The sequence below is a fragment of the Streptomyces sp. NPDC002643 genome (assembly GCF_053592555.1).
In genome coordinates this window covers 1-23815 of record NZ_JBSFVY010000057.1, presented here as the reverse complement: position 1 = coordinate 23815, position 23815 = coordinate 1, and the positions used below count along the sequence as shown (strand labels likewise).

General features: G+C 69.0%; 23 protein-coding genes and 1 pseudogene. 9 read left to right on the top strand and 15 right to left on the bottom strand.

From position 1 onward, the window contains the following. Positions 1-414: 414 nt before the first annotated feature. From ACWD4G_RS43635 to ACWD4G_RS43625, 3 genes and pseudogenes are all read right to left on the bottom strand, one after another. Positions 415-734: pseudogene (locus ACWD4G_RS43635) on the bottom strand (RNA polymerase sigma factor); the annotation flags it as partial. A 130-nt stretch (positions 735-864) separates the two neighbouring features. Then, the gene (locus ACWD4G_RS43630; protein WP_451303944.1) at positions 865-1401 is read right to left on the bottom strand and encodes a TetR/AcrR family transcriptional regulator; all 537 of its coding nucleotides are present in this window, start codon (positions 1399-1401) and stop codon (positions 865-867) included. Continuing rightward, entirely contained in the window at positions 1401-1721 is a 321-nt protein-coding gene (locus ACWD4G_RS43625; RefSeq protein WP_451303942.1) for a DMT family transporter, read from the bottom strand. The genes ACWD4G_RS43630 and ACWD4G_RS43625 overlap by 1 nt, the downstream gene beginning before the upstream one ends. A gap of 338 nt (positions 1722-2059) precedes the next feature. Between ACWD4G_RS43625 and ACWD4G_RS43620 the strand changes: the two genes are divergently transcribed. After that, the gene (locus tag ACWD4G_RS43620; protein WP_451303940.1) at positions 2060-3013 is read left to right on the top strand and encodes an AbfB domain-containing protein; all 954 of its coding nucleotides are present in this window, start codon (positions 2060-2062) and stop codon (positions 3011-3013) included. Between the two features lie 97 nt (positions 3014-3110). Here ACWD4G_RS43620 and ACWD4G_RS43615 read toward each other — a convergent pair whose 3' ends face one another. The 8 genes from ACWD4G_RS43615 to ACWD4G_RS43580 form a co-directional block, all read right to left on the bottom strand. Then, positions 3111-3446 (bottom strand): metal-sulfur cluster assembly factor, encoded by a 336-nt coding sequence (locus ACWD4G_RS43615; RefSeq protein WP_451303938.1) that lies wholly within the window; start codon positions 3444-3446, stop codon positions 3111-3113. Then, entirely contained in the window at positions 3443-3910 is a 468-nt protein-coding gene (gene sufU / locus ACWD4G_RS43610) for a Fe-S cluster assembly sulfur transfer protein SufU (protein WP_451303936.1), read from the bottom strand. The genes ACWD4G_RS43615 and sufU overlap by 4 nt, the downstream gene beginning before the upstream one ends. Before the next feature lie 16 nt (positions 3911-3926). After that, entirely contained in the window at positions 3927-5183 is a 1257-nt protein-coding gene (locus tag ACWD4G_RS43605) for a cysteine desulfurase (RefSeq protein WP_451303934.1), read from the bottom strand. Further along, entirely contained in the window at positions 5180-5965 is a 786-nt protein-coding gene (gene sufC, locus ACWD4G_RS43600; RefSeq protein WP_451303932.1) for a Fe-S cluster assembly ATPase SufC, read from the bottom strand. Before sufC ends, ACWD4G_RS43605 begins: the two co-directional genes overlap by 4 nt. A 7-nt stretch (positions 5966-5972) precedes the next feature. Next, positions 5973-6302, bottom strand: coding sequence for a non-heme iron oxygenase ferredoxin subunit (locus ACWD4G_RS43595; protein WP_451303930.1), 330 nt, complete (start codon positions 6300-6302; stop codon positions 5973-5975). After that, entirely contained in the window at positions 6299-7483 is a 1185-nt protein-coding gene (sufD, locus tag ACWD4G_RS43590; protein ID WP_451303928.1) for a Fe-S cluster assembly protein SufD, read from the bottom strand. The genes ACWD4G_RS43595 and sufD overlap by 4 nt, the downstream gene beginning before the upstream one ends. Before the next feature lie 89 nt (positions 7484-7572). Then, on the bottom strand, positions 7573-8997 hold the full coding sequence (sufB, locus tag ACWD4G_RS43585) for a Fe-S cluster assembly protein SufB (RefSeq protein ID WP_055537499.1): 1425 nt from the start codon (positions 8995-8997) through the stop codon (positions 7573-7575). After that, positions 8994-9725 (bottom strand): helix-turn-helix transcriptional regulator, encoded by a 732-nt coding sequence (locus ACWD4G_RS43580; protein WP_451303926.1) that lies wholly within the window; start codon positions 9723-9725, stop codon positions 8994-8996. Before ACWD4G_RS43580 ends, sufB begins: the two co-directional genes overlap by 4 nt. A gap of 320 nt (positions 9726-10045) precedes the next feature. On the opposite strand from ACWD4G_RS43580, the gene ACWD4G_RS43575 reads away from it, so the two are divergent. From ACWD4G_RS43575 to ACWD4G_RS43565, 3 genes are all read left to right on the top strand, one after another. Further along, positions 10046-10969, top strand: a complete 924-nt coding sequence (locus ACWD4G_RS43575) for an ABC transporter ATP-binding protein (protein ID WP_451303924.1) — start codon at positions 10046-10048, stop codon at positions 10967-10969. Between the two features lie 88 nt (positions 10970-11057). Further along, positions 11058-11837, top strand: coding sequence for an ABC transporter permease (locus ACWD4G_RS43570; protein ID WP_451303922.1), 780 nt, complete (start codon positions 11058-11060; stop codon positions 11835-11837). Positions 11838-11912: 75 nt separating this feature from the next. Next, on the top strand, positions 11913-12926 hold the full coding sequence (locus tag ACWD4G_RS43565; protein WP_451303920.1) for a COX15/CtaA family protein: 1014 nt from the start codon (positions 11913-11915) through the stop codon (positions 12924-12926). A 22-nt stretch (positions 12927-12948) separates the two neighbouring features. On the opposite strand, the gene ACWD4G_RS43560 is transcribed toward ACWD4G_RS43565, so the two are convergent. From ACWD4G_RS43560 to ACWD4G_RS43545, 4 genes are all read right to left on the bottom strand, one after another. Further along, positions 12949-13698, bottom strand: coding sequence for a nucleotidyltransferase (locus tag ACWD4G_RS43560; protein WP_451303918.1), 750 nt, complete (start codon positions 13696-13698; stop codon positions 12949-12951). A gap of 79 nt (positions 13699-13777) precedes the next feature. Further along, positions 13778-14884, bottom strand: a complete 1107-nt coding sequence (locus tag ACWD4G_RS43555; RefSeq protein ID WP_451303916.1) for an amidohydrolase family protein — start codon at positions 14882-14884, stop codon at positions 13778-13780. 211 nt (positions 14885-15095) lie between these two features. After that, positions 15096-15425: a hypothetical protein gene (locus ACWD4G_RS43550; protein WP_451303914.1), complete on the bottom strand. Its 330-nt coding sequence runs from the start codon at positions 15423-15425 to the stop codon at positions 15096-15098. Between the two features lie 90 nt (positions 15426-15515). Further along, a complete protein-coding gene (locus ACWD4G_RS43545) occupies positions 15516-16478 on the bottom strand; it encodes a heme o synthase (RefSeq protein WP_451303912.1) in 963 nt (320 codons plus the stop codon). A 368-nt stretch (positions 16479-16846) separates the two neighbouring features. Between ACWD4G_RS43545 and tkt the strand changes: the two genes are divergently transcribed. Genes tkt through pgl form a run of 5 tightly spaced genes read left to right on the top strand, consistent with a single transcriptional unit; the run spans position 16847 to position 23586 of the window. After that, positions 16847-18934 (top strand): transketolase, encoded by a 2088-nt coding sequence (gene tkt, locus ACWD4G_RS43540; RefSeq protein ID WP_451303910.1) that lies wholly within the window; start codon positions 16847-16849, stop codon positions 18932-18934. A 39-nt stretch (positions 18935-18973) separates the two neighbouring features. Continuing rightward, the gene (gene tal, locus ACWD4G_RS43535; RefSeq protein WP_451303908.1) at positions 18974-20092 is read left to right on the top strand and encodes a transaldolase; all 1119 of its coding nucleotides are present in this window, start codon (positions 18974-18976) and stop codon (positions 20090-20092) included. A gap of 4 nt (positions 20093-20096) precedes the next feature. Continuing rightward, entirely contained in the window at positions 20097-21620 is a 1524-nt protein-coding gene (gene zwf / locus ACWD4G_RS43530; RefSeq protein ID WP_451303906.1) for a glucose-6-phosphate dehydrogenase, read from the top strand. Further along, positions 21617-22807 (top strand): glucose-6-phosphate dehydrogenase assembly protein OpcA, encoded by a 1191-nt coding sequence (gene opcA, locus ACWD4G_RS43525; RefSeq protein ID WP_451303904.1) that lies wholly within the window; start codon positions 21617-21619, stop codon positions 22805-22807. Before zwf ends, opcA begins: the two co-directional genes overlap by 4 nt. Beyond that, entirely contained in the window at positions 22804-23586 is a 783-nt protein-coding gene (gene pgl, locus ACWD4G_RS43520; RefSeq protein WP_451303902.1) for a 6-phosphogluconolactonase, read from the top strand. Before opcA ends, pgl begins: the two co-directional genes overlap by 4 nt. Positions 23587-23815: the final 229 nt, after the last annotated feature.

The following is a 23815-nucleotide window of genomic DNA, read 5'->3' as shown; positions in this document are numbered from 1 at the left end:
TCCGGAGGTCCTTGGCGCCGTTCGCTGCCGGCCGGAGCGGGGAGCCGCTCCCGCCCTGCCGACACCACTAATGTGCCGGACCCGTGTTAAGCCGTTCCGACCGGGATATCCAGGGCCTGGGCGACCTCCTGTTGACGCCCTCTCCTGCCCGAGGACAGGAGATTCCGGTCCGTGCCGCTACGCGGCACCCCCTTGGGTTCCTGCTTCACGGGCCACTGCCAACCGGTGAGGGTCGGTCTTACACGGCCTCCACAGACCTGACTTCCCGCCCGTCCGGCGGTAGGTCCGACAACTACGTTGTCGGACAAGGCGATCCGGCCACGGATCTACGGCCCTCCGGGCCACCAGAGCACGGATGCCCTACACCTCCACCCTGAAGAGGGGAGCACCGAGCAAAAGTTCGGTAGCTCGGCCGAGGTTGCCCGCGATGCCGTAGAGCCAGGGGCGGGCGTTGGTGCGGGCGCGGTCGTAGCGGGCGCGAATGCGGAATGCCGTGAGAAAGGTGTCCGCGGATGGGGGTCCCCCGCGCGAGCGTATTCGAGCGTGGGGGAGTCGTCGGCCATGCCGTCGCCGAGCCGCCCGGCGACATACCGGTGGATGTCCGGGGCGTACCGGTCGTAGAGCCGCGCGAACAACTCGGGCTGCTCCAGCGACTGGGCGACGACCTCGGCGTCATCGACGGCCTCGGCGTCGTCGGCGCCCTCCCCGCACGCCGGTGGCCCGGTATCCGTTATGTCCGTCCGCGACGGTCATCCGCTCACCAGTTCTCTCCCCCGTACCTCGCCGCGTTCCTGTCACCTCCTGTTCCCCGCTGCCCGGAGAAGGGTTCACGGTTCCGGCGAAGTCCTCCGGTGCGCGTCCCCCTCAGCGAATCACCCGCCCCAACACCTCCCGTGCGTACGCCTCGTCATACGGCGCCCCCGTGAGCAGCACCTGCAGACAGATCCCGTCGACCAGCGCGACCAGGGCACGCGCGGTCACCGGATCGGTGCGCCCGGACAGGCAGTCGGCGAAGCCGCGCCCCCATTCGTCGGCGACCTCGCGGAGCGCCGGGCGGCGGAGGGCGGCGAGGTAGAGCTCGTACTCGACCTCGATGCCCGTACGGTCCCCGGAGAGCCAAGCGCGGCCCAGCGCGGCCAGTTCGGCGGCGAGGTCGGAGCCGGGGTCCTGGAGGGCCTGGTTCGCGGTGATGGTCCTGGCGAAGCCCTCGTTGGCCTGGCGCAGGGCGGCGACGAGCAGATCGTCGAGGTTCTTGAAGTGGTACGTCGTCGAGCCGAGCGGTACGTCGGCCTCGGCGGCGACCGTGCGGTGGCTCAGCCCGGCGATGCCCTTCTCGCCGACCACACGGATCGCGGCGTCGATGATCCGCTGGCGTCGCTCGGGGTCGTAGCGCCGGGCCATCAGTGGCCGCCTCCCAGGTTCAACACCACCACCCCGGCGATGATCAGCACGATGCCGGCGACTTTGGCGAAGCCGAGCCCCTCGCCGAAGAGCACCAGTCCGAGCGCGGCGACGCTGGCGGTGCCGACGCCGGACCAGATCGCGTACGCGGTGCCGATCGACATCGACTTCAGCGCCTGGGCGAGCAGCACGAAGGAGACGACGTAGCCGACGGCGGTGATCAGCGAGGGGATCAGCTTGCTGAAGCCGTCGCTGTACTTCATGGCGGTGGTGGCGGCGACCTCGGCCGCTATGGCGAGGCCGAGCAACAGATATCCCATGTGTACGAGCGTACACATGATGCGTACGGTCGTACACATAGCGGCCGTGCACGGATCGCACCGTAATCCGACATTCACGGACGGTTCACAGCCTTCGGCGGGCGCCGAGGGCCGCTTCGCGTTCCACGAGACGTGAAGTGGCCGTCTTTTCGGGGCCGTTCCGTTATGGAAGCGCTTTATGAAAGGGCCCCACGGGCCCCACTCGTCCACTACTGTTTCAACGGTCAATCTCCTGGTTGTGTGACGACCGGCAAGGTTTCGCACCTGGGTGACACTGGCCAACTCCCTGACCCGCATGACGATTCGCGTCCGCCTGTGCGACGCCGAGGGAACCGCGCATGCCACCAAGAAAGCCCGGACCTGATCCGGACCAGACCACCCCGAACCTTCCGGTGCTGGCTTCCTCCGCGAAGGTGTGGGAGACCGGTGTCGCCCCGAACGACACCCGAATACCGGGCACCCGCCGCCTCTGGCTGGCCGGCGCGCTGGCCCTGGCCGTCGTGTCGTCCTGTGTGACCGCGCTGATGCTGCAGGAGGCGGACGGCGACAACGCCACCCGGAGCGGCCAGGACCGCACCACCTCCGCGGGCGAGCAACTCCCCGACCTCACCCTGCCGGAGCCGCCGCCGGCGTCGACCGACGCACCCGACGGCAAGAGCGGCCTGTCCGAGCCGCAGGGCGACGAGGGCAAATCGACCGGAGGCAACGGGGACAACGGGGACAAGGGCTCCTCCGACTCCTCCAAGGACTCGGAGTCGGACTCGTCCTCGGACTCCTCCGACGACAAGCAGCAGGGCGGCACCAAGCCCACCCCCAAGCCGTCACAGACGAAGAGCCCCGCGAAGCCGCCGGCCACCTCCACGAACTGGAAGTCGGTACGGTCGCTCAACTACCCGGACCGCTACTGGCACTTGCGCAGCGGCGTCGTCCAACTCGACTCGGTGAGTTCCCGCAGCGGCAGCGAGACCAAGGAGGACTCCTCCTACAAGGTGGTCTCCGGCCTGGCCAACTCGTCCTGCTACTCGTTCCGCATGACGGACGGCCGCTATCTGCGCCACCAGAACTTCGTGCTCCGCGCCGGCGGCAACGACGGCTCCCGCCTCTTCAAACAGGACGCCACGTTCTGCCCCCGCTCGTACTACTCCGGGGACACGGTGATGCTGGAGTCGGTCAACTACCCCGGCTACTACCTCCGCCACCGCAACTTCACCGTCCGCCTGGAGCGCTACCAACACGACCGCCTCTACATGGCGGACTCCACCTTCAAGCTGGTCACGGCGTTCTCCTCCTGACCGATCCCGATCGGCTGACCGATCCCGATCGACACGTGCACACGACTGCGGCCCCCGGCGATCGAGCCGGGGGCCGCAGCCCTGTTCATGAGGGATCTCAGACGTTGAAGCCCAGCGCGCGCAGTTGCTCGCGGCCGTCGTCCGTGATCTTGTCGGGGCCCCACGGGGGCATCCAGACCCAGTTGATGCGGAGTTCGTTGACGAGGCCGTCCGTGGCGGACTTGGCCTGGTCCTCGATGACGTCCGTCAGCGGGCAGGCCGCCGAGGTCAGGGTCATGTCGATCGTCGCGATGTTCGCGTCGTCGATGTGGATGCCGTAGATGAGGCCGAGGTTGACGACGTCGATGCCCAGTTCGGGGTCGACGACGTCGTACAGGGCCTCGCGGATCTCGTCCTCGGAGGCCGGCTTCATCTCCACGGTGGTGTCGCTCATGCCGTCTTCCTTTCGGCGTCCGCTCCGCCCAGTGCCTGGGCCGTCGCGTCCTTCCACGCCATCCAGCTCAGGAGGGCGCACTTGACCCGGGCGGGGTACTTGGAGACTCCGGCGAACGCGACCGCGTCCTCCAGTACCTCCTCCATCGCGTCGTCCGGCTCGATCCTGCCCTTGGACTGCATCAGTTCCAGGAAGGTCTCCTGGATCTTCCGCGCGTCCGACAGTTCCTTGCCGACGAGGAGGTCGTTCAGCACGGAGGCCGAGGCCTGGCTGATCGAACAGCCCTGCCCCTCGTACGAGACGTCCTCGATCTTCGTGCCGTCGTACTTCACGCGGAGGGTGATCTCGTCGCCGCACGTGGGGTTCACGTGGTGTACCTCGGCGTCACCGTCCCGCAAGCCCCGCCCGTGCGGGTTCTTGTAGTGGTCCAGGATGACTTCCTGGTACATCGAGTCCAGCTTCATGCGATCGCACGTCCCATCAGCCGAAGAAGTTCCGTACGTGCTCCAGGCCGCCGACCAGTGCGTCGATCTCGGCCGGTGTGGAGTACAGATAGAACGACGCTCGCGTGGTCGCGGGAATTCCGTACCGCAGGCAGACGGGCCGGGCGCAGTGGTGGCCGACCCGGACCGCGATGCCCTGCTCGTCCAGTACCTGGCCCACGTCGTGCGGGTGGATGTCGCCGAGTGTGAAGGAGATCGCCGCGCCCCGGTCCTCGGCCGTGGTGGGGCCGATGATCCTGAGGTCGGGGACCTCCGCCAGCCGCCGCACCGCGTACTCCGTCAGCGCGTGCTCATGGGCGAGGATCTTGTCCATGCCGATGGAGTTCAGGTAGTCGATCGCCGCGCCGAGGCCGACCGCCTGCGCGATCGGCGGGGTGCCCGCCTCGAACTTGTGGGGGGCGGGCGCGTACGTCGACGAGTGCATCGACACCGTCTCGATCATCTCGCCGCCGCCGAGGAACGGAGGGAGGTCTTCCAGCAGCTCCTGGCGGCCCCACAGGACGCCGATGCCCGTCGGGCCGCACATCTTGTGACCGGTGAAGGCCACGAAGTCGGCCTGGAGGGCCTGTACGTCCAGCGGCATATGGGGGGCGGCCTGGGAGGCGTCGATGCAGACGAGGGCGCCGACCTCCTGGGCGCGACGGATTATCGTCTCGACCGGGTTCACGGTGCCGAGGATGTTCGACACCAGCACAAAGGAGACGATCTTCGTCTTCTCGGTGATGATCTCGTCGATGTTCGACAGGTCGAGACGGCCGTCGTCCGTGAGGCCGAACCACTTCAGCTTCGCGCCCGTGCGCTGCGCGAGCAGCTGCCACGGCACGATGTTGGAGTGGTGTTCCATCTCCGTGATGACGATCTCGGTCTCGGAGTCCACCCGGTAGGGCTCGTCGGCCCAGCCGAGCATGTTCGCCACGAGGTTCAGCGACTCGGAGGCGTTCTTGGTGAAGATCACCTCGTCGCGGCTGGGCGCGTTGATGAACTCCGCGACCTTGTCCCGCGCGCCCTCGTACAGCGCCGTGGCCTCCTCGGCGAGCACATGCACACCGCGATGGACGTTGGCGTTGTAGCGCTCGTAGTACTCGCTCAGGGCGTCCAGCACCTGGCGCGGCTTCTGCGAGGTCGCCGCGTTGTCCAGGTACACGAGCTTCTGCCCGTCGTGGACCTGGCGGTCCAGGATGGGGAAGTCCTTGCGGATCGCCTCGATGTCGAGAAGGCCCGGCAACTGTGTCACTCGGATGCGCCACCCTTCGTGTCGACTTCGTCGCGCTTCGCGTAGGCCTCGTAGCCCTCGTTCTCCAGCTTGTCGGCGAGCTCGGGGCCGCCCGACTCGACGATCTTGCCGGCGGCGAAGACGTGGACATGGTCGGGCTTGATGTAGCGCAGGATGCGCGTGTAGTGCGTGATCAGCAGGGTGCCGACCTCGCCGCTCTCGCGGACGCGGTTGACGCCCTCGGAGACGACCCGGAGCGCGTCGACGTCGAGGCCGGAGTCGGTCTCGTCGAGGATCGCGACCTTCGGCTTGAGCAGCTCCAGCTGAAGGATCTCGTGGCGCTTCTTCTCACCGCCGGAGAAGCCCTCGTTGACGTTGCGCTCGGCGAAGGAGGGGTCCATGTTGAGGCGCTGCATGGCCTCCTTGACCTCCTTCACCCAGGTGCGCAGCTTGGGGGCCTCGCCGCGGATGGCGGTGGCGGACGTACGGAGGAAGTTCGAGACGGAGACGCCGGGAACCTCGACCGGGTACTGCATCGCCAGGAACAGGCCCGCGCGGGCGCGCTCGTCGACGGACATCTCCAGGACGTCCTCGCCGTCGAGGGTGACGGTGCCGCCGGTGATCGTGTACTTCGGGTGACCCGCGAGGGAGTAGGCGAGGGTCGACTTGCCGGAGCCGTTGGGGCCCATGATGGCGTGCGTCTCGCCCTGCTTCACGGTCAGGTCGACGCCCTTGAGGATCTCCTTCGTGGCATTGTCGGCCTCGACGGTGACGTGCAGGTCTCGGATTTCAAGCGTTGCCATGGGTGCCTCAGGACTCCTGGGTGAGGGAGGCGCGTACGTCAACAAGGACGTTGCCCCCTTCGATCTTTACGGGGTATACGGGGACGGGGCGCGTCGCGGGAAGGCCGGACGGCTTGCCGGTGCGGAGGTCGAACGCGGAGCCGTGCAGCCAGCACTCGATCTGGCAGTCCTCCACCTCGCCCTCGGAGAGCGAGACGTTCGCGTGGGAGCAGATGTCGTAGATGGCGAACACCTCGCCCTCGGTCCGCACGACCGAGACCGGCGTGCCGTCGAGTTCCACCCGCTTCGGGGTGTCCTCCTCCAGCTCGCTCAGCCCACAGGCGCGTACGTACGTCATGCGACGGACGCCTCCAGCTCCTCTTCGATCTTGGCGATCAGGCGCTCCTCGATGTCCTCGACGCCGATCTGCTGGACCAGCTCGGCGAAGAAGCCGCGGACAACGAGGCGGCGGGCCTCGTGCTCCGGGATGCCGCGGGCCATCAGGTAGAAGAGCTGCTCGTCGTCGAAGCGGCCGGTCGCGGAGGCGTGGCCGGCGCCGACGATCTCACCGGTCTCGATCTCCAGGTTCGGCACGGAGTCGACCCGGGCGCCGTCGGTCAGAACCAGGTTCCGGTTCATCTCGTAGGTGTCCGTGCCCTCGGCCTTGGCCTCGATCAGCACATCGCCGATCCACACCGCGTGGGCGCCGTCGCCCTGGAGCGCGCCCTTGTAGACGACGTTCGACTTGCAGTGCGGCAGGTTGTGCGTGACCAGCAGCCGGTGCTCCTGGTGCTGCGCGGCGTCGGTGAAGTACAGCCCGAACAACTCGGCCTCACCACCGGGCCCGGCGTACGTGACGCGCGGGTGCAGTCGTACGACATCGCCGCCGAAGGTGACGACGACCGACTTGAAGGAGGCGTCGCGGCCGACGAGGGCGTTGTGCTGGGCGACGTGCACGGCCTTGTCGTCCCAGTCCTGGACGGAGACGACGGTCAGCTTGGCGCCGTCACCGAGGATGTAGTCGACGTTGGCGGCGAGGACGGCGTCACCGCTGTGGTCGATGACGACGACGGCCTCGGCGAAGGCGCCCAGCTCGATCACCTGGTGGGCGAAGGCGGTGCCGCCCTCGCCGTGCACGGCGATCCGGATCGGCTCGGCGAGGACCGTCTCCTTGGCGACGGTGATCACACCGGCCTTCTCGAACGCCGAGTACGCCTGGGCGGCGATCCGGTCCACGGGGATGCCGGCCTTGCCGAGCCGGACGTCGTCGCGGCCGACGGTCTCGACGGTGACGCCCTCGGGGGCCTGGACGTCGACCTTCAGGCCGTCACCGGTGGCGACGGCGGTGCCGTCGTGCAGCCCGCGCAGCCGCTCCAGCGGGGTGAACCGCCACTCCTCCTCGCGGCCGTGCGGCACGGGGAAGTCCGCCACGTCGAAGGACGGGGGCGCGCTCATGCGCGAGACGACGGTCGACTCGGCGGCCACCGCGATCGAGCCGGCGGTGGTGCTACCGACCGGGATGTTCTGAGCCTCAGCCATGGCTGTCGGTCTGCTCTCTTCCTACGTTTACGATCTTCGGCCCGCCCCTGGGGAGGCGGGCCGCCTGCTGCTTCGGTGGGTGGCGGGCGTTAGCCGACCGCGCCTTCCATCTGCAGCTCGATCAGCCGGTTGAGCTCAAGGGCGTACTCCATGGGCAGCTCCTTGGCGATCGGCTCGACGAAGCCGCGCACGATCATCGCCATGGCCTCGTCCTCCGACAGACCGCGGCTCATCAGGTAGAAGAGCTGGTCCTCGGAGACCTTGGAGACGGTGGCCTCGTGGCCCATGGACACGTCGTCCTCACGGACGTCCACGTACGGGTACGTGTCGGAGCGGGAGATGGTGTCGACGAGCAGCGCGTCGCACAGCACGTTCGACTTCGAGCCCGGGGCGCCCTCGCCGATCTCGATGAGCCCGCGGTACGACGTACGGCCGCCACCACGCGCCACCGACTTCGACACGATGTTCGACGAGGTGTTCGGGGCCATGTGGACCATCTTGGCGCCGGCGTCCTGGTGCTGGCCCTCGCCCGCGAAGGCGATGGACAGGGTCTCGCCCTTGGCGTGCTCGCCCATCAGGTAGACGGCCGGGTACTTCATCGTCACCTTGGAGCCGATGTTGCCGTCGATCCACTCCATGGTGGCGCCCTCGTAGGCGACAGCGCGCTTGGTGACCAGGTTGTAGACGTTGTTCGACCAGTTCTGGATGGTCGTGTAGCGGCAGCGGGCGTTCTTCTTGACGATGATCTCGACGACCGCGCTGTGCAGGGAGTCCGACTTGTAGATCGGGGCCGTACAACCCTCGACGTAGTGCACATAGGCACCCTCGTCGACGATGATCAGCGTCCGCTCGAACTGGCCCATGTTCTCGGTGTTGATCCGGAAGTAGGCCTGGAGCGGGATCTCGACGTGCACGCCCTTCGGCACGTAGATGAACGAGCCACCGGACCACACGGCGGTGTTCAGCGCGGCGAACTTGTTGTCACCGGCCGGGATGACCGTGCCGAAGTACTCCTTGAAGAGCTCCGGGTGCTCCTTCAGGGCGGTGTCGGTGTCGAGGAAGATGACGCCCTGCTCCTCCAGGTCCTCGCGGATCTGGTGGTAGACGACCTCCGACTCGTACTGGGCGGCGACACCGGCGACGAGGCGCTGCTTCTCGGCCTCCGGGATGCCCAGCTTGTCGTAGGTGTTCTTGATGTCCTCGGGCAGGTCCTCCCAGGACTCCGCCTGCTTCTCCGTGGAGCGCACGAAGTACTTGATGTTGTCGAAGTCGATGCCCGACAGGTCCGAGCCCCAGTTCGGCATGGGCTTCTTCTCGAAGAGCTTCAGGCCCTTGAGACGGAGCTTCGTCATCCACTCCGGCTCGGACTTCTTGCCGGAGATGTCGAGGACGACGTCCTCGTTCAGACCGCGCTTCGCGGCGGCACCGGCCTCGTCGGAGTCCGCCCAGCCGTATTCGTACTTGCCCAGACCCTCCAGCTCGGGGTGGGCTGTCTCCTCGATGGGGAGAGTCATGCGGGGTTCCTCCCGGCGGTGCTCGCGGATGCGTTGGTGGCTGTCTTGGAAACTCTGGGGATGAACGTCGTGCAGACGCCGTCGCCGTGGGCGATGGTGGCCAGCCGCTGGACGTGCGTACCGAGCAGTTCGGCGAAGAGCTCGGTCTCGGCCTCGCAGAGCTGCGGGAACTGCTCGGCGACATGGGCTACCGGGCAGTGGTGCTGGCAGAGCTGCTCACCCTGGTGGGGGCGGGGAGCGCTGCGCGCCGTAGCAGCGTACCCGTCGACGCTCAAGGCCTTGGCCAGGGCTTCGGTCTTCTGTTCGGAGCCGGCCGCCTCCACTGCCCTGCGGTACGCGCCCGACTGGGCGGCGACCCGGGCACGGGCGAAGGCGGCGACCGCCTCGCTCCCGCCCTCGCGCTCGGCGATCCACTTCAGGGCGTCCACCGCGAGCGTGTCGTACGACTGGTCGAAGGCGTCCCGGCCGCAATCCGTCAGGGCGAACACCTTGGCGGGCCGACCCCGGGTCCGCGCGCCGTAGACGCGCTGCTCACGGGGTTGTACGACATCGTCGGCGACCAGGGCGTCGAGGTGCCGGCGGACGGCGGCCTGGGTGAGGCCGAGGCGTCCGGCGAGGTCGGCCACGGTGGACGGGCCGTGGACCAGGATGGACCGCGCGACGCGGTTGCGGGTGGACCGCTCACCGGTCGCGAGTTCCTCCTGCGGAGCCTCGCCGACGTTTTTCACAACGCCATTGTTGCGTAATTCCTCAGGGCCGAGCAAGCGGCGGCCATGGCACCTGGCGGTGCCGTGCATCACTTAGGCATACCTAAGATGACCTGCGGAAATGATCAAACGCGGGAGAGCTCGATCCCTACGGTGGTGTAGCGGGTGCGGGTTGTCTGTGGCTGGTCGCGCAGTTCCCCGCGCCCCTTAAAGGCACCGGGTGACCCCATGTTTTCAGGGGCGCGGGGAACTGCGCGAGCGACCACAAACAACCCGCACCCGCCCACGAACCTCACCCCCGAGCTCTCCGGCGCAATAAACCAATCCCTAGACTCTGGCGCATGCGAAGTGACCCCGTGGTTCAGGTCCGGGACCTGGTGAAGAGGTACGGCGACAAAACCGCGGTGGACGGCCTCGGCCTGGAGGCCAGAGCGGGGGTGACCGCCGTACTGGGCCCGAACGGGGCGGGCAAGACCACGACCATCGAGACCTGCGAGGGATACCGCAAGCCCGACGGCGGCACGGTCCGCGTCCTCGGCCTTGACCCGGTCCGCGAGGCCTCCGCACTGCGCCCCCGTATCGGCGTGATGCTCCAGTCCGGCGGCGTCTACTCCGGCGCCCGCGCCGACGAGATGCTCCGCCATGTGGCCAAGCTGCACGCCCACCCCCTCGACGTCGACGCCCTCATCGAACGCCTGGGCCTCGGCTCCTGCGGCCGCACCACCTATCGGCGCCTCTCCGGCGGCCAGCAGCAGCGGCTCGCCCTCGCCATGGCCGTGGTCGGCCGCCCCGAGCTGGTCTTCCTGGACGAGCCCACCGCCGGCCTCGACCCGCAGGCCCGCCGCGCCACCTGGGACCTCGTACGGGACCTGCGCGCCGACGGCGTCTCGATCATCCTCACCACGCACTACATGGACGAGGCCGAACAGCTGGCCGACGACGTCGCGATCATCGACGCGGGCAAGGTCATAGCCCAGGGCAGCCCCGAGGAGCTGTGCCGGGGCGGCGCCGAGAACACGCTCCGCTTCACCGGCCGCCCCGCCCTCGACGTCAGCTCCCTACTCAAGGCCCTCCCCGCCGACTCCATCGCCGCCGAACTCACCCCCGGCGTCTACCGCGTCAACGGCAAGATCGACCCCCAGCTCCTCGCCACGGTCACCTCCTGGTGCGCCCAGCACGGAGTGATGCCGGACAGGATCTCGGTGGAACGGCACACCCTCGAAGACGTTTTTTTGGAGCTGACCGGCAAGGAGCTGCGTTCATGATCCCGGCGAACACATGGATCTGCTGGGGGTCCGGGGGTTATCCCCCGGAAAGACACAGCCTTGAGCTGACCGGCAGGGAGCTGCGCGCATGAGCATCGATACGAGTGCCGGCGCGTACGCGCCCAGGCCCGGCGCCGCCCCGCTCCCCCGCATGATCGCGGCGCAGGCGGCGCTGGAGACGAAGATGCTGCTGCGCAACGGCGAGCAGTTGCTCCTCACGGTCGTCATCCCGACACTGCTGCTGGTCCTCTTCGGCTCCGTCGACATCGTCGACACGGGTGAGGGCAAGGCCGTCGACTTCCTCGCCCCCGGCATCCTCGCCCTCGCGGTCATGTCCACGGCGTTCACCGGGCAGGCCATCGCCACCGGCTTCGAACGCCGCTACGGCGTACTGAAGCGACTGGCGGTGTCACCGCTCCCCCGCTGGGGGCTGATGACCGCCAAGACGCTGTCCGTGCTGGTCACCGAGGTGCTCCAGGTCATCCTGCTCACGGTGATCGCCTTCGCGATGGGCTGGTCCCCACACGGCAACCCCCTGGCCGTACTGCTTCTCCTGGTCCTCGGCACGGCCGCCTTCTCCGGTCTCGGGCTGCTGATGGCGGGCACCCTCAAGGCCGAGGCCACGCTCGCCGCCGCGAACCTCGTCTTCCTGCTGCTGCTCGTCGGCGGCGGGGTCATCGTGCCGCTGGACAAGTTCCCGGACGCGGCGCAGAGCGTGCTCGGGCTGCTGCCGATCTCCGCGCTGTCGGACGGTCTGCGGGACGTCCTCCAGCACGGCGCCGCGATGCCCTGGGGCGAGATCGGCGTCCTGGCCGTCTGGGCGGTCCTCGGCCTCGGCGCCGCCGCCCGCTTCTTCCGCTGGGAGTAGCCGCGAGCGGGAGTATCCGCAGCTCACAGACATGGCCCGACCCCTCGTGAATACGTGCACAAGCGGCGCCCTACCATGGTGCGCGTGCCAAAGCTGACCCGCGCCGATGCCGTATCCGCCGCGCGCAACCCGCTCGCCTTCATCGCCGACCGCTGGACCCCGGACCCCAGAACGGTCCGGCGGGCGGCCCTCGCCGCGCTCGTCATGGCGGTGGTCATCGTGGTCACCGGCGGTGCCGTACGGCTCACCGGTTCGGGCCTCGGCTGTCCGACCTGGCCCAAGTGCACCGACGACTCACTGACCGCCACCCGTGCGATGGGCGTCCACGGCGTCATCGAGTTCGGCAACCGCATGCTGACGTACGTCCTGTGCGCGGCGGTCGGCTGGGCCATCATCGCGGCCCGCTCCGAGAAGCCGTACCGGCGCGGCCTCACCAAGCTGGGCTGGGCCCAGTTCTGGGTGGTCATGGGCAACGCGGTGCTCGGCGGCATCGTCGTACTGGTCGGCCTCAACCCGTACACGGTGGCCGCGCACTTCCTGCTCTCCACCGCGCTGATCGCCGTCGCCACGGTGATGTGGCAGCGGACCCGCGAGGGCGACAGCGCGCCGCGTCCGCTGGTCGGCAAGGCGGTGCGGCAGCTGGTGTGGGCGCTGGTGGGCGTGACCGTGCTGCTGATCGCGGTCGGCACGGTCGTCACCGGCGCCGGTCCGCACGCCGGTGACTCCAGCGAGGTCGAGCGCATCCCGCTGAACTGGGAGAACGTCACCAAGGCGCATGCCGTCCTGGCCTGGATCGTGGTCACCCTGGCCTTCGCCCTGTGGTTCGTCCTCAAGGCGGTCGACGCGCCCCGGGGGCCGCTGCACCGCACCCGCGATCTGTTCCTGATCCTCCTCGCGCAGGGTCTCCTGGGCTATGTCCAGTACTTCACCGACCTCCCCGAGGTCCTGGTCGGCGCCCATATGTTCGGCTCCTGCCTGGTGTGGATCGCGACGCTGCGCGTCCTGCTGTCCCTCCGGGAACGCCCGGCCACCGAGGCGGACGTCCCGGCCCCGGCGGCCGTCGAAACCCCGGTCGCCGCCCACGGCTGAGCCCGGGCCCGGGCGCGAACGATCAGCCGTACGTCCTTACCAGCTCGTCGATCGCCGTGGCCAGGAACGCCCTGGTCAGCTCGGACCGGTACGGGACCTCCACCGGCGGCTCCCCGTACCGTCGGCGTCTGATGTCCTCGACGACCGCTTCCGGTGCGTCCAGCGTGGGCAGCAGGTCGAGGGCCTCGCGCTTGGTGATCAGGCGGCCGTCGCGGAGGGTGGCGGTGGCGCGGGCATAGGTGAGGAGGCCGAGGTCGACCCAGACGTCCCGCCGCCACAGATGGGCCTTGTCGACCGCCGGGCGCCAGTAGTCCCGCTGGTCGCGTACGACGTAGGCGTCCAGCTCGACGTCGGACACCGGCGGCAGCAGTTCCTTGGGCGGTTCGCCGTGCAGGACCAGGCCGAAGGTGTGCAGTTCGCGTCGGGTGACCGGGGTGACCGTCCGTTTGAAGAGGTGCCGGTGTGCCCAGGTGAGGTGGCGTCGCTGGGCGTCGGCGGCGGTGTCCGGCGTCAGATAGGTGCAGTGGAGCCGTCGGGCGAGCGGCTCGCGGTCCAGCCGTCTGTGCAGCAGGGCCAGCCGCCAGGTCGTGGCGAGGGTGGGCGGGTCGTCCAGGACGGCGATGAGGTCCAGGTCGCTGCGGCCCTCCTGGTAGTCGCCCCCGCCGAGGGAGCCATGGGCCCAGACGGCGCGCGGGGCCATCTCCTGGAGGCCGGTGAGGAAGCGGTCGAGTAAGGCGGCGGTCCCCGTGGCTGTGTCATGGCTGAGTGTCATGCGGCCAGTCTGTACGGCGACCCGGGCCCGCACACCTGGCTCACCCCAATCCATACGGCCGCCGGGCCCGTGCGCCCGCTCACTCCAATCCGTACACCCGGCGTGCGTTCCCCGCCGCGATCAGCCCCGCCACCCGCTGGGCGTCCGACAGCGACCAGGCGCCCTCCGCCACCCAGGTCCCCAGCACCCGTGCCAGCGCCTCGCGGAACAGCCGGGCCCCGACGACATGCAGCTCGGGCAGGCCGTGGGCGCCGCTGGAGAAGAGGAGCTTGCCGAAGGGGGCGAGTTCGAGGACCTCGGCGAGTACGGCGGTGGCCCGGGCGCCGGTGCGGACCAGCTCGGCGCCGAGGTCGGCGTAGACATGGGGGAAGACTCCGGCGAGATGGGCCGCGTGGCGGTGGTAGGGGTAGCCGTGCAGCAGGACCAGATCGGTGCCGAGGCCGGCCGTGGCGCGGGCGAAGTCGGTGAGCAGGACGGGGTCGGTGCGGTCGATGCGGAGGCCGGGTTCGCCGAGGCCCGCGTGGAGCTGGAGGGGGCGGCCGGAGGCGACGGCGATCCAGAGGAGATGGCGCAGCAGGACCGGGTCGGTGAGCGTGCCGCCGACCGGGCGGTGGGTGAGCCAGCGGCCGACGGCTCCCCTCACCTCCCCCGGGCCCGGGGGTTCCGGGGCCAGGGCAAGACCGTGGCGTACGCCCGCGACCGAGGCGAAGGCGACGGCGTTCGCGGCGGCGGCGTGCACCGATTCGGCGAGGTTGGCGAGGAAGGACTCGACGGTTCCCGAGGTGTCGGCCACCTGTTCGGCGAGGAGTTCGAGGCGGACGATCTCGTGGGCGGCCGCGTCCGAGGTGGAGGCCATCTCGTCGGGGCCGGTGAGGTCGCCGGGCAGGCCGGTGTCGACGAGGTAGGTGGTGATACCGCTGCCCCGCAGCAGTCTGCGGCCCGCCTCCGGTACACCCAGTTCGCGGCGGCGGGCGAGATAGCGGGCCGGGGGGCAGTGGGGTTCCAGGCCGAGCAGGGGTGGACACCAGCGGCGTACCGCGAAGCCGGTCTGGGTGTCGAAGAAGGTGGTGCCGGGGGCGGGTGGGCCCTCGCTGCGGGCGAGGTGGGCCTCGAAGGTGCCGAGGCCCAGCTCGGTTCGCAGTACGCCGTGGCAGTACTGGTCCACGAGGGACGGCGTTTCGATCATCCGTTCGACTCCCCGCGTGGTGACTCCGTCGGTTCACCGGGTTAACGGGGGACCAGGGTTTCAGGTTCGGGGCGGGGAGTGTTTGGGATCGGAGGAAGAGGGTGCTTCGGTGCGTGGGCGGCTGCAGGTGAGTGGGGGCTGATCGCGCAGTTCCCCGCGCCCCTTAGGTTGGCCGCTCAGCCGTTACTCGGGACCATCAGCCCAACTGGACTCAGCCGTTGCTCGGGCCGCCGAGTTGGATGCCTGCCATCCTTGTCCACTCGTACGGGCCCGTCTTCACCTTGGCCGCCAGCTCACCGTCGAAGTCCTCGTGGACCGTGACTCCGGACTTCCGCACCGCCTGTTCGGCGATCGCGTACGTCGGGGCCACCAGGTCGCCCCAGCTTCCGTCCTCGCCGACCAGAACAATACGGGCGCCCCTCTGGCCGATGTACGCGACCTGTGCCTCGGCGCCGCCATGTGCCTTGGCGAAGGTGCCGATCTGCTTCGCCAGCTTGGCCGCACTGCGCTCGGCCTTCGCGTCCTGCTTGGTGTCTGCCATGACTCGGATGCTACCGACGGGTAGAGCGAGGGGCGATGTCAGGGCCACGTGGTCTTGAACACGCGGCCGGACGCCGGCCGGAGGCCGGACTCACCTCAGGAACGGGTCCACCGCCACCGCCACGAACAGCAGTGACACATAGGTGATCGACCAGTGGAACAGGCGCATTTCCTTGAGCTTGGCGCCGGTCGCTCCGCCCTTCGCGCGGTTCTGCAGGCCGTGGGCCTCCCAGAGCCACCAGCCGCCCGTGACCAGGGCGACCGCCGTGTAGAACCAGCCCGTGTAGCCCAGCGGCGTCAGCATCAGCGACACCGCGACCATCACCCAGCTGTAGACGACGATCTGGCGGGCCACGACCTTGTTGGAGGCGATGACCGGGAGCATGGGGACGCCGACGCGGGCGTAGTCGTCCTTCACCTTCATCGACAGGGGCCAGTAGTGCGGGGGCGTCCAGAAGAAGATGACGAGGAAGAGGATGACCGCGGCCCACGACATCGAGTTCGTGACGGCGGACCAACCGATGAGGACCGGCATACAGCCGGCGATACCGCCCCAGACGATGTTCTGGGACGTACGGCGTTTGAGGATCATCGTGTAGACGACGACGTAGAAGAGGAGCGCCCCGAGCGACAGCCAGGCCGACAGCCAGTTGACGAGGAGGCCGAACCAGAGGGTGGAGACGACGGCGAGGGTGATGCCGAAGACGAGACCCTCACGCGGGGTGACCATGCCGGTGACGAGCGGGCGCTGTGAGGTGCGCTCCATGAGGGCGTCGATGTCGCGGTCGATGTACATGTTGAGCGCGTTGGCGCCGCCCGCGGAGAGGTAGCCGCCGATACAGGTGGCGAGCACCAGCCAGAGGTCGGGGACGCCCTGTTCGGCCAGGAACATCACCGGGACCGTGGTGATCAGCAGCAGCTCGATGATCCGTGGCTTCGTCAGCGCCACGAACGCCTTGACTCGGGCCCCGAACGGCCGCTGACCCCGGCTGCTGCTTGCGCTGCTCGCCCCAAGAACTCCCGGTGGACGGGATTCGACGGCCGTCACGCACACCCCTGACAGAGACTCCCAGCAAGCCCTCCGGTTGTGAACTCCCCGTAACGGCTCGCGCGTACCACGCCACTGTAGACGTTGCCCAGAGCCAGCCTTTCAAGGGGGTCCGGTCGTGTTGGACGGGGCCCTCGGACGAGCCGGACACACTTCGGTTGAGCAGTCGGGTGAGCGGCTGCGTATTCAGATGTCGAACGGCGGAAACCCCTGGTCTCAGCATGCGGAACCGGTGGTCAGGAGGCGAGCCGGAGTCAGTCCCGGCAGTCTGGAATGACTCGAAAAAATGCGCGTTGTCACGGGGGTAGGCTCAACTGCGGCCGGCGCCCTGAGAACGCCGGCACTGAACTTGTGGAGAGGAGCCCTGACCCAGGGTGAGCACCAAGCCGACCACCACAGACCTCGCGTGGACCGAGTTGGACCAGCGGGCCGTAGACACCGCCCGCATTCTGGCCGCCGACGCCGTACAGAAGGTCGGCAACGGCCATCCGGGTACGGCGATGAGCCTCGCTCCCGCCGCGTACACCCTCTTCCAGAAGGTGATGCGCCATGACCCCGCCGACCCTCAGTGGGTGGGCCGTGACCGGTTCGTCCTGTCCGCCGGTCACTCCTCCCTGACCCTCTACATCCAGCTGTACCTGGGGGGCTTCGGCCTGGAGCTTCAGGACCTGGAGTCCTTCCGTACCTGGGGTTCGAAGACGCCGGGTCACCCGGAGTACGGGCACACGGCCGGGGTGGAGACGACGACCGGGCCGCTGGGCCAGGGTGTCGCCAACGCCGTGGGCATGGCGATGGCCGCCCGCTACGAGCGCGGTCTGTTCGACCCGGAGGCCGCCGTCGGCGAGTCCCCGTTCGACCACCACGTCTTCGTGATCGCCGGTGACGGCTGCCTCCAGGAGGGCATCTCCGCCGAGGCGTCCTCGCTGGCCGGTCACCAGAAGCTGGGCAACCTGGTCCTGCTGTGGGACGACAACCACATCTCCATCGAGGGCGACACCGAGACGGCCGTCTCCGAGGACGTCACCCAGCGGTACGAGGCGTACGGCTGGCATGTCCAGCGCGTCGAGCCGCAGGAGAACGGCGACCTCGACCCGGCCGCGCTGTACGCGGCGATCGAGGCCGCGAAGGCGGTCACCGACCGGCCGTCGTTCATCGCGATGCGCTCGATCATCGCTTGGCCCGCCCCGAACGCCCAGAACACCGAGGCCGCGCACGGTTCGGCGCTCGGCGCGGACGAGGTCGCGGCCACCAAGCGGGTGCTGGGCTTCGATGCGGAGAAGAGCTTCGACGTCGCCGCCGAGGTCATCGAGCACACGCGCGCGCTCGGTGAGCGTGGCCGTGAGGCGCGGTCCGCCTGGGAGAAGCAGCTCCAGGAGTGGCGTGACGGCAACGCCGAGCGGGCCGCCGAGTTCGACCGGATCAGCGCGGGCGAGCTGCCCGAGGGCTGGGAGTCGCATCTGCCGGCGTTCGAAGCGGGCCACGGTGTCGCCACCCGTGCCGCGTCCGGCAAGGTCCTCCAGGCGCTGGGTGCCGTGATCCCCGAGCTGTGGGGCGGCTCCGCCGACCTCGCCGGCTCGAACAACACGACGATCGACAAGACGTCGTCCTTCCTCCCGGCGGACAACCCGCTGCCGGAGGCGAACCCCTACGGCCGCACCATCCACTTCGGTATCCGCGAGCACTCCATGGCCGCGGAGATGAACGGCATCACCCTGCACGGCAACACCCGTGTCTACGGCGGTACGTTCCTCGTCTTCTCCGACTACATGCGCAACGCGGTACGCCTGTCCGCGCTGATGCACCTGCCGGTGACGTACGTGTGGACGCACGACTCCATCGGTCTCGGTGAGGACGGTCCGACCCACCAGCCGATCGAGCACCTGGCCTCGCTGCGCGCGATCCCCGGGCTGAACGTGGTCCGCCCGGCCGACGCCAACGAGACGGCGATCGCCTGGCGCGAGATCCTCAAGCGCTGGACCAAGGAGTTCGGCAAGGGCGCCCCGCACGGTCTCGCGCTGACCCGTCAGGGCGTGCCGACGTACGAGCCCAACGAGGATGCGGCGAAGGGCGGTTACGTGCTCTTCGAGGCCGAAGGCGGGGACGCTCAGGTCATCCTGATCGCCACCGGGTCCGAGGTGCACATCGCCGTGGAGGCGCGTGAGCAGCTCCAGGCGCAGGGTGTGCCGACCCGGGTGGTGTCCATGCCGTCCGTGGAGTGGTTCGAGGAGCAGGACCAGGGGTACCGGGAGAGCGTTCTGCCACCGTCCGTCAAGGCGCGGGTCGCGGTGGAGGCCGGTATCGGGCTCACCTGGCACAAGTACGTCGGTGACGCCGGTCGCATCGTTTCGCTGGAGCACTTCGGCGCTTCGGCCGACGGCAAGGTCCTCTTCCGCGAGTACGGCTTCACCGCGGAGAACGTGGCCGCCGTGGCTCGGGAATCTCTCGCGGCTGCCCAGCGCTGACGCGTACGCGTATTTACGACACGTAGGAGTTGTAATTCCATGACAGACGCACTGAAGCGCCTCTCCGAGGAGGGCGTCGCGATCTGGCTGGACGATCTGTCGCGCAAGCGCATCACGTCCGGCAACCTCGCCGAGCTGATCGACCAGCAGCACGTCGTGGGTGTCACCACCAACCCGTCGATCTTCCAGAAGGCGATCAGCAGCGGTGACGGTTACGAGCAGCAGCTCGCGGACCTCGCCGCCCGCAAGGTCACCGTCGACGAGGCGATCCGCATGATCACGACTGCGGACGTCCGTGACGCCGCCGACATCCTGCGCCCGGTGTTCGACGCCACGGGCGGCCAGGACGGCCGGGTCTCCATCGAGGTCGACCCGCGTCTGGCGCACAACACGGCGGCCACGGTCGCCGAGGCGAAGCAGCTGGCCTGGCTGGTGGACCGCCCCAACACCCTGATCAAGATCCCGGCGACGAAGGCGGGCCTGCCCGCGATCACCGAGGTCATCGGCCTCGGCATCAGCGTCAATGTCACGCTGATCTTCTCCCTTGAGCGCTACCGCGCGGTCATGGACGCCTACCTGGCGGGCCTGGAGAAGGCACGCGAGCGCGGCCTGGACCTCTCCAAGATCCACTCGGTGGCGTCCTTCTTCGTGTCCCGCGTGGACACCGAGATCGACAAGCGCCTGGACGGCCTGGGCACCGACGAGGCCAAGGCCGCCCGCGGCAAGGCCGGTGTCGCCAACGCCCGTCTCGCCTACCAGGCGTACGAGGAGGTCTTCTCCACCGAGCGCTGGAGCAGGCTGGACGGCGCCGGCGCCAACAAGCAGCGTCCGCTGTGGGCCTCGACCGGCGTGAAGGACCCGGCGTACAAGTCGACGCTGTACGTCGACGAGCTGGTGGCGCCCAACACGGTGAACACCATGCCGGAGGCCACGCTGGAGGCCACCGCCGAGTCCGGTGAGATCCGCGGTGACGCGGTCTCCGGGACGTACGAGCAGTCGCGGGCCGAGCTGGACGCGGTCGAGAAGCTCGGGATCTCGTACGACGAGGTCGTGCAGCTGCTGGAGGACGAGGGCGTCGAGAAGTTCGAGGCGTCCTGGAACGACCTGCTCAAGTCGACCGAGGCGGAGCTGGAGCGCCTCGCACCCTCGGAGGGCTAAAACCTTGTCGAGCAGCAATCCGCTGCGTGACGCCGCGGACCGACGGCTCCCGCGTATCGCGGGGCCGTCGGGCCTGGTCATCTTCGGCGTCACAGGCGACTTGTCACGTAAGAAGCTGATGCCTGCCGTGTACGACCTCGCCAACCGCGGACTGCTGCCGCCGGGCTTCTCGCTCGTTGGCTTCGCGCGGCGCGAGTGGGCGAACGAGGACTTCGCCCAGGAAGTGCACGACGCGGTCAAGGAACACGCCCGGACCCCCTTCCGCGAGGAGGTCTGGCAGCAGCTCATCCAGGGCATGCGCTTTGTGCAGGGCACGTTCGACGACGACGCGTCGTTCGAGCGGCTGCGCGACACGATCGAGGAACTCGACAAGGCTCAGGGCACCGGCGGCAACTTCGCCTTCTACCTCTCGGTGCCGCCGTCGTCGTTCCCGGTCGTCATCCAGCAGCTGAAGAAGCACGGGCTCGCCGACCAGAGCAGCGGCTCCTGGCGGCGCGCGGTCATCGAGAAGCCGTTCGGGCACGACCTGAAGTCCGCCGAGGACCTCAACAAGGTCGTCCACGAGGTCTTCGCCCCGGACCAGGTCTTCCGGATCGACCACTACCTGGGCAAGGAGACCGTCCAGAACATCCTGGCGCTCCGCTTCGCCAACACCATGTTCGAACCGATCTGGAACCGGTCCTTCGTCGACCACGTACAGATCACGATGGCCGAGGACATCGGCATCGGCGGTCGCGCGGGCTACTACGACGGCATCGGCGCGGCCCGTGACGTCATCCAGAACCACCTCCTGCAGCTGATGGCGCTGACCGCGATGGAGGAGCCCGCCTCCTTCGACGCGGACGCGCTCGCCGCCGAGAAGACCAAGGTGCTCGGCGCCGTGCGACTGCCGAAGGACCTGGGCCGGGACACCGTGTTCGCGCAGTACGCGGCCGGCTGGCAGGGCGGCGAGAAGGTCATCGGCTACCTCGAAGAGGACGGCATCGACCGCAAGTCGAAGACCGACACGTATGCGGCGATCAAGGTGGAGGTCGACAACCGCCGTTGGGCGGGTGTCCCCTTCTATCTGCGGACGGGCAAGCGGCTGGGCCGCCGGGTGACGGAGATCGCGGTCGTCTTCCAGCGGGCGCCGCACTCTCCGTTCGATACGACGGCCACCGAGGAACTCGGGCAGAACGCGATCGTCATCCGCGTCCAGCCGGACGAGGGTGTCACGGTCCGTTTCGGTTCGAAGGTGCCGGGCACGTCGATGGAGATCCGGGACGTGTCGATGGACTTCGCGTACGGCGAGTCCTTCACGGAGTCCAGCCCCGAGGCGTACGAACGTCTCATCCTGGACGTTCTCCTCGGTGACTCGAACCTCTTCCCGCGCACCGAGGAGGTCGAGCTGTCCTGGAAGATCCTCGACCCGATCGAGGAGTACTGGGACAAGCACGGCAGGCCCGCGCAGTACCAGGCGGGCACCTGGGGCCCCGTCGAGGCGGACGAGATGCTCAAGCGAGACGGACGGAGCTGGCGCCGGCCATGAAGATAGACCTCACGGACACCACGGCCAGCAAGATCAACAAGGCGCTCGTCAGGGGCCGCCGCGAGATCGGCACCCCTGCCGTCGGCATGGTGCTGACGCTGGTCATCGTGACGGACGAGGAGAACGCGTACGACGCGCTCAAGTCCGCGAACGACGCCTCCCGCGAGCACCCCTCGCGCACGATCGTGGTCATCAAGCGGGTCTCCCGCTCGCACCGCGACCGTACGAAGTCCCGGCTCGACGCCGAGGTACGTGTGGGCGCGGAGGCGGGCACCGGCGAGACGGTGATCCTCCGGCTGTACGGCGAGGTCGCCGACCACGCCCAGTCGGTGGTCCTTCCGCTGCTGCTGCCGGACGCGCCGGTGGTGGTGTGGTGGCCGGTCAACGCGCCTCTCGACCCGGCCCGCGATCCGCTGGGCGCGCTCGCCCAGCGCCGGGTGACCGACAGCTACGCGGCCGAGAAGCCGATCGACGAGCTGAAGGCCCGCGCCGACAACTACGAGCCCGGCGACACCGATCTCGCCTGGACCCGGATCACGCCCTGGCGTTCCATGCTGGCCGCCGCGCTCGATCAGGTGGAGTGCGAGGTCATCTCGGCGGAGGTGAGCGGCGAGGAGCACAATCCGAGCGTGGAACTGCTCGCCATGTGGCTGGCGGACCGCCTCCATGTGCATGTACGGCGTGGGGTGTCGGCCGGGCCCGGTCTGAACGAGGTCCGGATGCTGACCAGCACCGGTCCGATCCGGCTGTACCGGCCCGCCGGGGGCCTGGCGCTGCTGACGCTGGAGGACCAGCCGGACCGGGCGGTGGCGTTGAAGCGCCGCGAGACGTCCGAGCTGATGGCGGAGGAGCTGCGGCGACTCGATCCCGATGACACGTACGCGTCCGCGTTGCGGTTCGGGGTGGATCGGTTGGGGGGTGCCTCGTCCGGTACGGGTGGGGGTGCGCTCACTGGTGGTAGTGCGTTGACGGCGGCTACGGGTTCGGTTTCGGCGTCGACTACGGGTTCGATTTCGGAGTCGGCTTCGGGTTCGGTTTCGGCTGGTACGGGTGCTGGTGTCGACTCCGCTTCGGTGCGGGGAACTTCGCTGGCGTTGCCCCCGGCCCTGCCGGCTTCCGGTGACGGTGATGGCGAGCGGCCCACTCCGGCGCAGATGCCGGCGGTGAAGAAGGCGGCGGGGCAGTGAGTACGCCGCAGTTGGTCGTGCACCACGACAAGGAGCTGATGGCGCAGGCCGCGGCGGCCCGGCTGATCACCAAGGTCGTGGACGCGCAGGCCTCGCGCGGTTACGCCTCGGTGGTGCTCACCGGCGGGCGCAACGGCAACGGTCTGCTGGCCGCGTTGGCCGCCGCGCCCGCTCGGGACGCCATCGACTGGGGTCGGCTGGATCTGTGGTGGGGCGACGAGCGCTTCCTCCCCGAGGGCGACCCCGACCGCAATGTCACCCAGGCCAGGGAGGCGTTGCTGGACTCGGTGCCGGTGGACCCCAAGCGGGTGCACGCGATGCCGGCGTCGGACGGGCCGTGGGGTGCCGATGTGGATGCGGCGGCCGCGGCGTACGCGGAGGAGTTGGCGCGGGCGGCGGGGCCGGAGAACCATGGCTCGGTGCCGACGTTCGACGTTCTGATGCTCGGGGTCGGGCCTGACACGCATGTGGCGTCTCTCTTCCCGGAGTTGCCTGCGGTGCGGGAGTCGGAGCGGACGGTGGTGGGCGTGCATGGGGCGCCGAAGCCGCCGCCTACTCGGGTGAGTCTGACGTTGCCGGCGATTCGGGGGGCGCGGGAGGTGTGGCTGCTTGCCGCCGGGGAGGACAAGGCGGGGGCGGTGGCGATCGCGTTGTCCGGGGCCGGGGAGATTCAGGCGCCGGCCGCGGGGGTGCGGGGGCGGGCGCGGACGTTGTGGCTGCTGGATGCGGCGGCGGCGTCACAGCTGCCGCGCTCGCTGTATCCTCCGGCTTCGCCCTGAATCCACCGGCTTCGCCCTGAGGGGTTTCCTCGCCCCCGCCGCCCCTACCCATTCCCATCCCCAGGGGCTGCGCCCCTTCGACCCCCGTCGAGGGGATGGGGGGTTGGGTTGTCGGCTGCGGGTGGGTGGGGGCTGGTCGCGCAGTTCCCCGCGCCCCTGAAAAGCAGGGGCTGCACCCCGTGCTTTTCGGCCCGCAGGGCCGGATCTTTTAGGGGCGCGGTGAACGGCG

Excerpts from the sequence above, each read along its gene's own strand:
- ACWD4G_RS43570 (WP_451303922.1), top strand. The coding sequence starts at position 11,058 with ATGAGCATCGATACGAGTGCCGGCGCGTACGCGCCCAGGCCCGGCGCC.
- ACWD4G_RS43595 (WP_451303930.1), bottom strand. The coding sequence starts at position 6,302 with ATGACGTACGTACGCGCCTGTGGGCTGAGCGAGCTGGAGGAGGACACC.
- ACWD4G_RS43560 (WP_451303918.1), bottom strand. The coding sequence starts at position 13,698 with ATGACACTCAGCCATGACACAGCCACGGGGACCGCCGCCTTACTCGAC.
- sufU (WP_451303936.1), bottom strand. The coding sequence starts at position 3,910 with ATGAAGCTGGACTCGATGTACCAGGAAGTCATCCTGGACCACTACAAG.
- tal (WP_451303908.1), top strand. The coding sequence starts at position 18,974 with ATGACAGACGCACTGAAGCGCCTCTCCGAGGAGGGCGTCGCGATCTGG.
- ACWD4G_RS43625 (WP_451303942.1), bottom strand. The coding sequence starts at position 1,721 with ATGGGATATCTGTTGCTCGGCCTCGCCATAGCGGCCGAGGTCGCCGCC.
- ACWD4G_RS43615 (WP_451303938.1), bottom strand. The coding sequence starts at position 3,446 with ATGAGCGACACCACCGTGGAGATGAAGCCGGCCTCCGAGGACGAGATC.
- ACWD4G_RS43575 (WP_451303924.1), top strand. The coding sequence starts at position 10,046 with ATGCGAAGTGACCCCGTGGTTCAGGTCCGGGACCTGGTGAAGAGGTAC.
- ACWD4G_RS43620 (WP_451303940.1), top strand. The coding sequence starts at position 2,060 with ATGCCACCAAGAAAGCCCGGACCTGATCCGGACCAGACCACCCCGAAC.
- ACWD4G_RS43555 (WP_451303916.1), bottom strand. The coding sequence starts at position 14,884 with ATGATCGAAACGCCGTCCCTCGTGGACCAGTACTGCCACGGCGTACTG.
- sufC (WP_451303932.1), bottom strand. The coding sequence starts at position 5,965 with ATGGCAACGCTTGAAATCCGAGACCTGCACGTCACCGTCGAGGCCGAC.
- ACWD4G_RS43630 (WP_451303944.1), bottom strand. The coding sequence starts at position 1,401 with ATGGCCCGGCGCTACGACCCCGAGCGACGCCAGCGGATCATCGACGCC.
- sufD (WP_451303928.1), bottom strand. The coding sequence starts at position 7,483 with ATGGCTGAGGCTCAGAACATCCCGGTCGGTAGCACCACCGCCGGCTCG.
- sufB (WP_055537499.1), bottom strand. The coding sequence starts at position 8,997 with ATGACTCTCCCCATCGAGGAGACAGCCCACCCCGAGCTGGAGGGTCTG.
- ACWD4G_RS43565 (WP_451303920.1), top strand. The coding sequence starts at position 11,913 with ATGGTGCGCGTGCCAAAGCTGACCCGCGCCGATGCCGTATCCGCCGCG.
- ACWD4G_RS43550 (WP_451303914.1), bottom strand. The coding sequence starts at position 15,425 with ATGGCAGACACCAAGCAGGACGCGAAGGCCGAGCGCAGTGCGGCCAAG.
- opcA (WP_451303904.1), top strand. The coding sequence starts at position 21,617 with ATGAAGATAGACCTCACGGACACCACGGCCAGCAAGATCAACAAGGCG.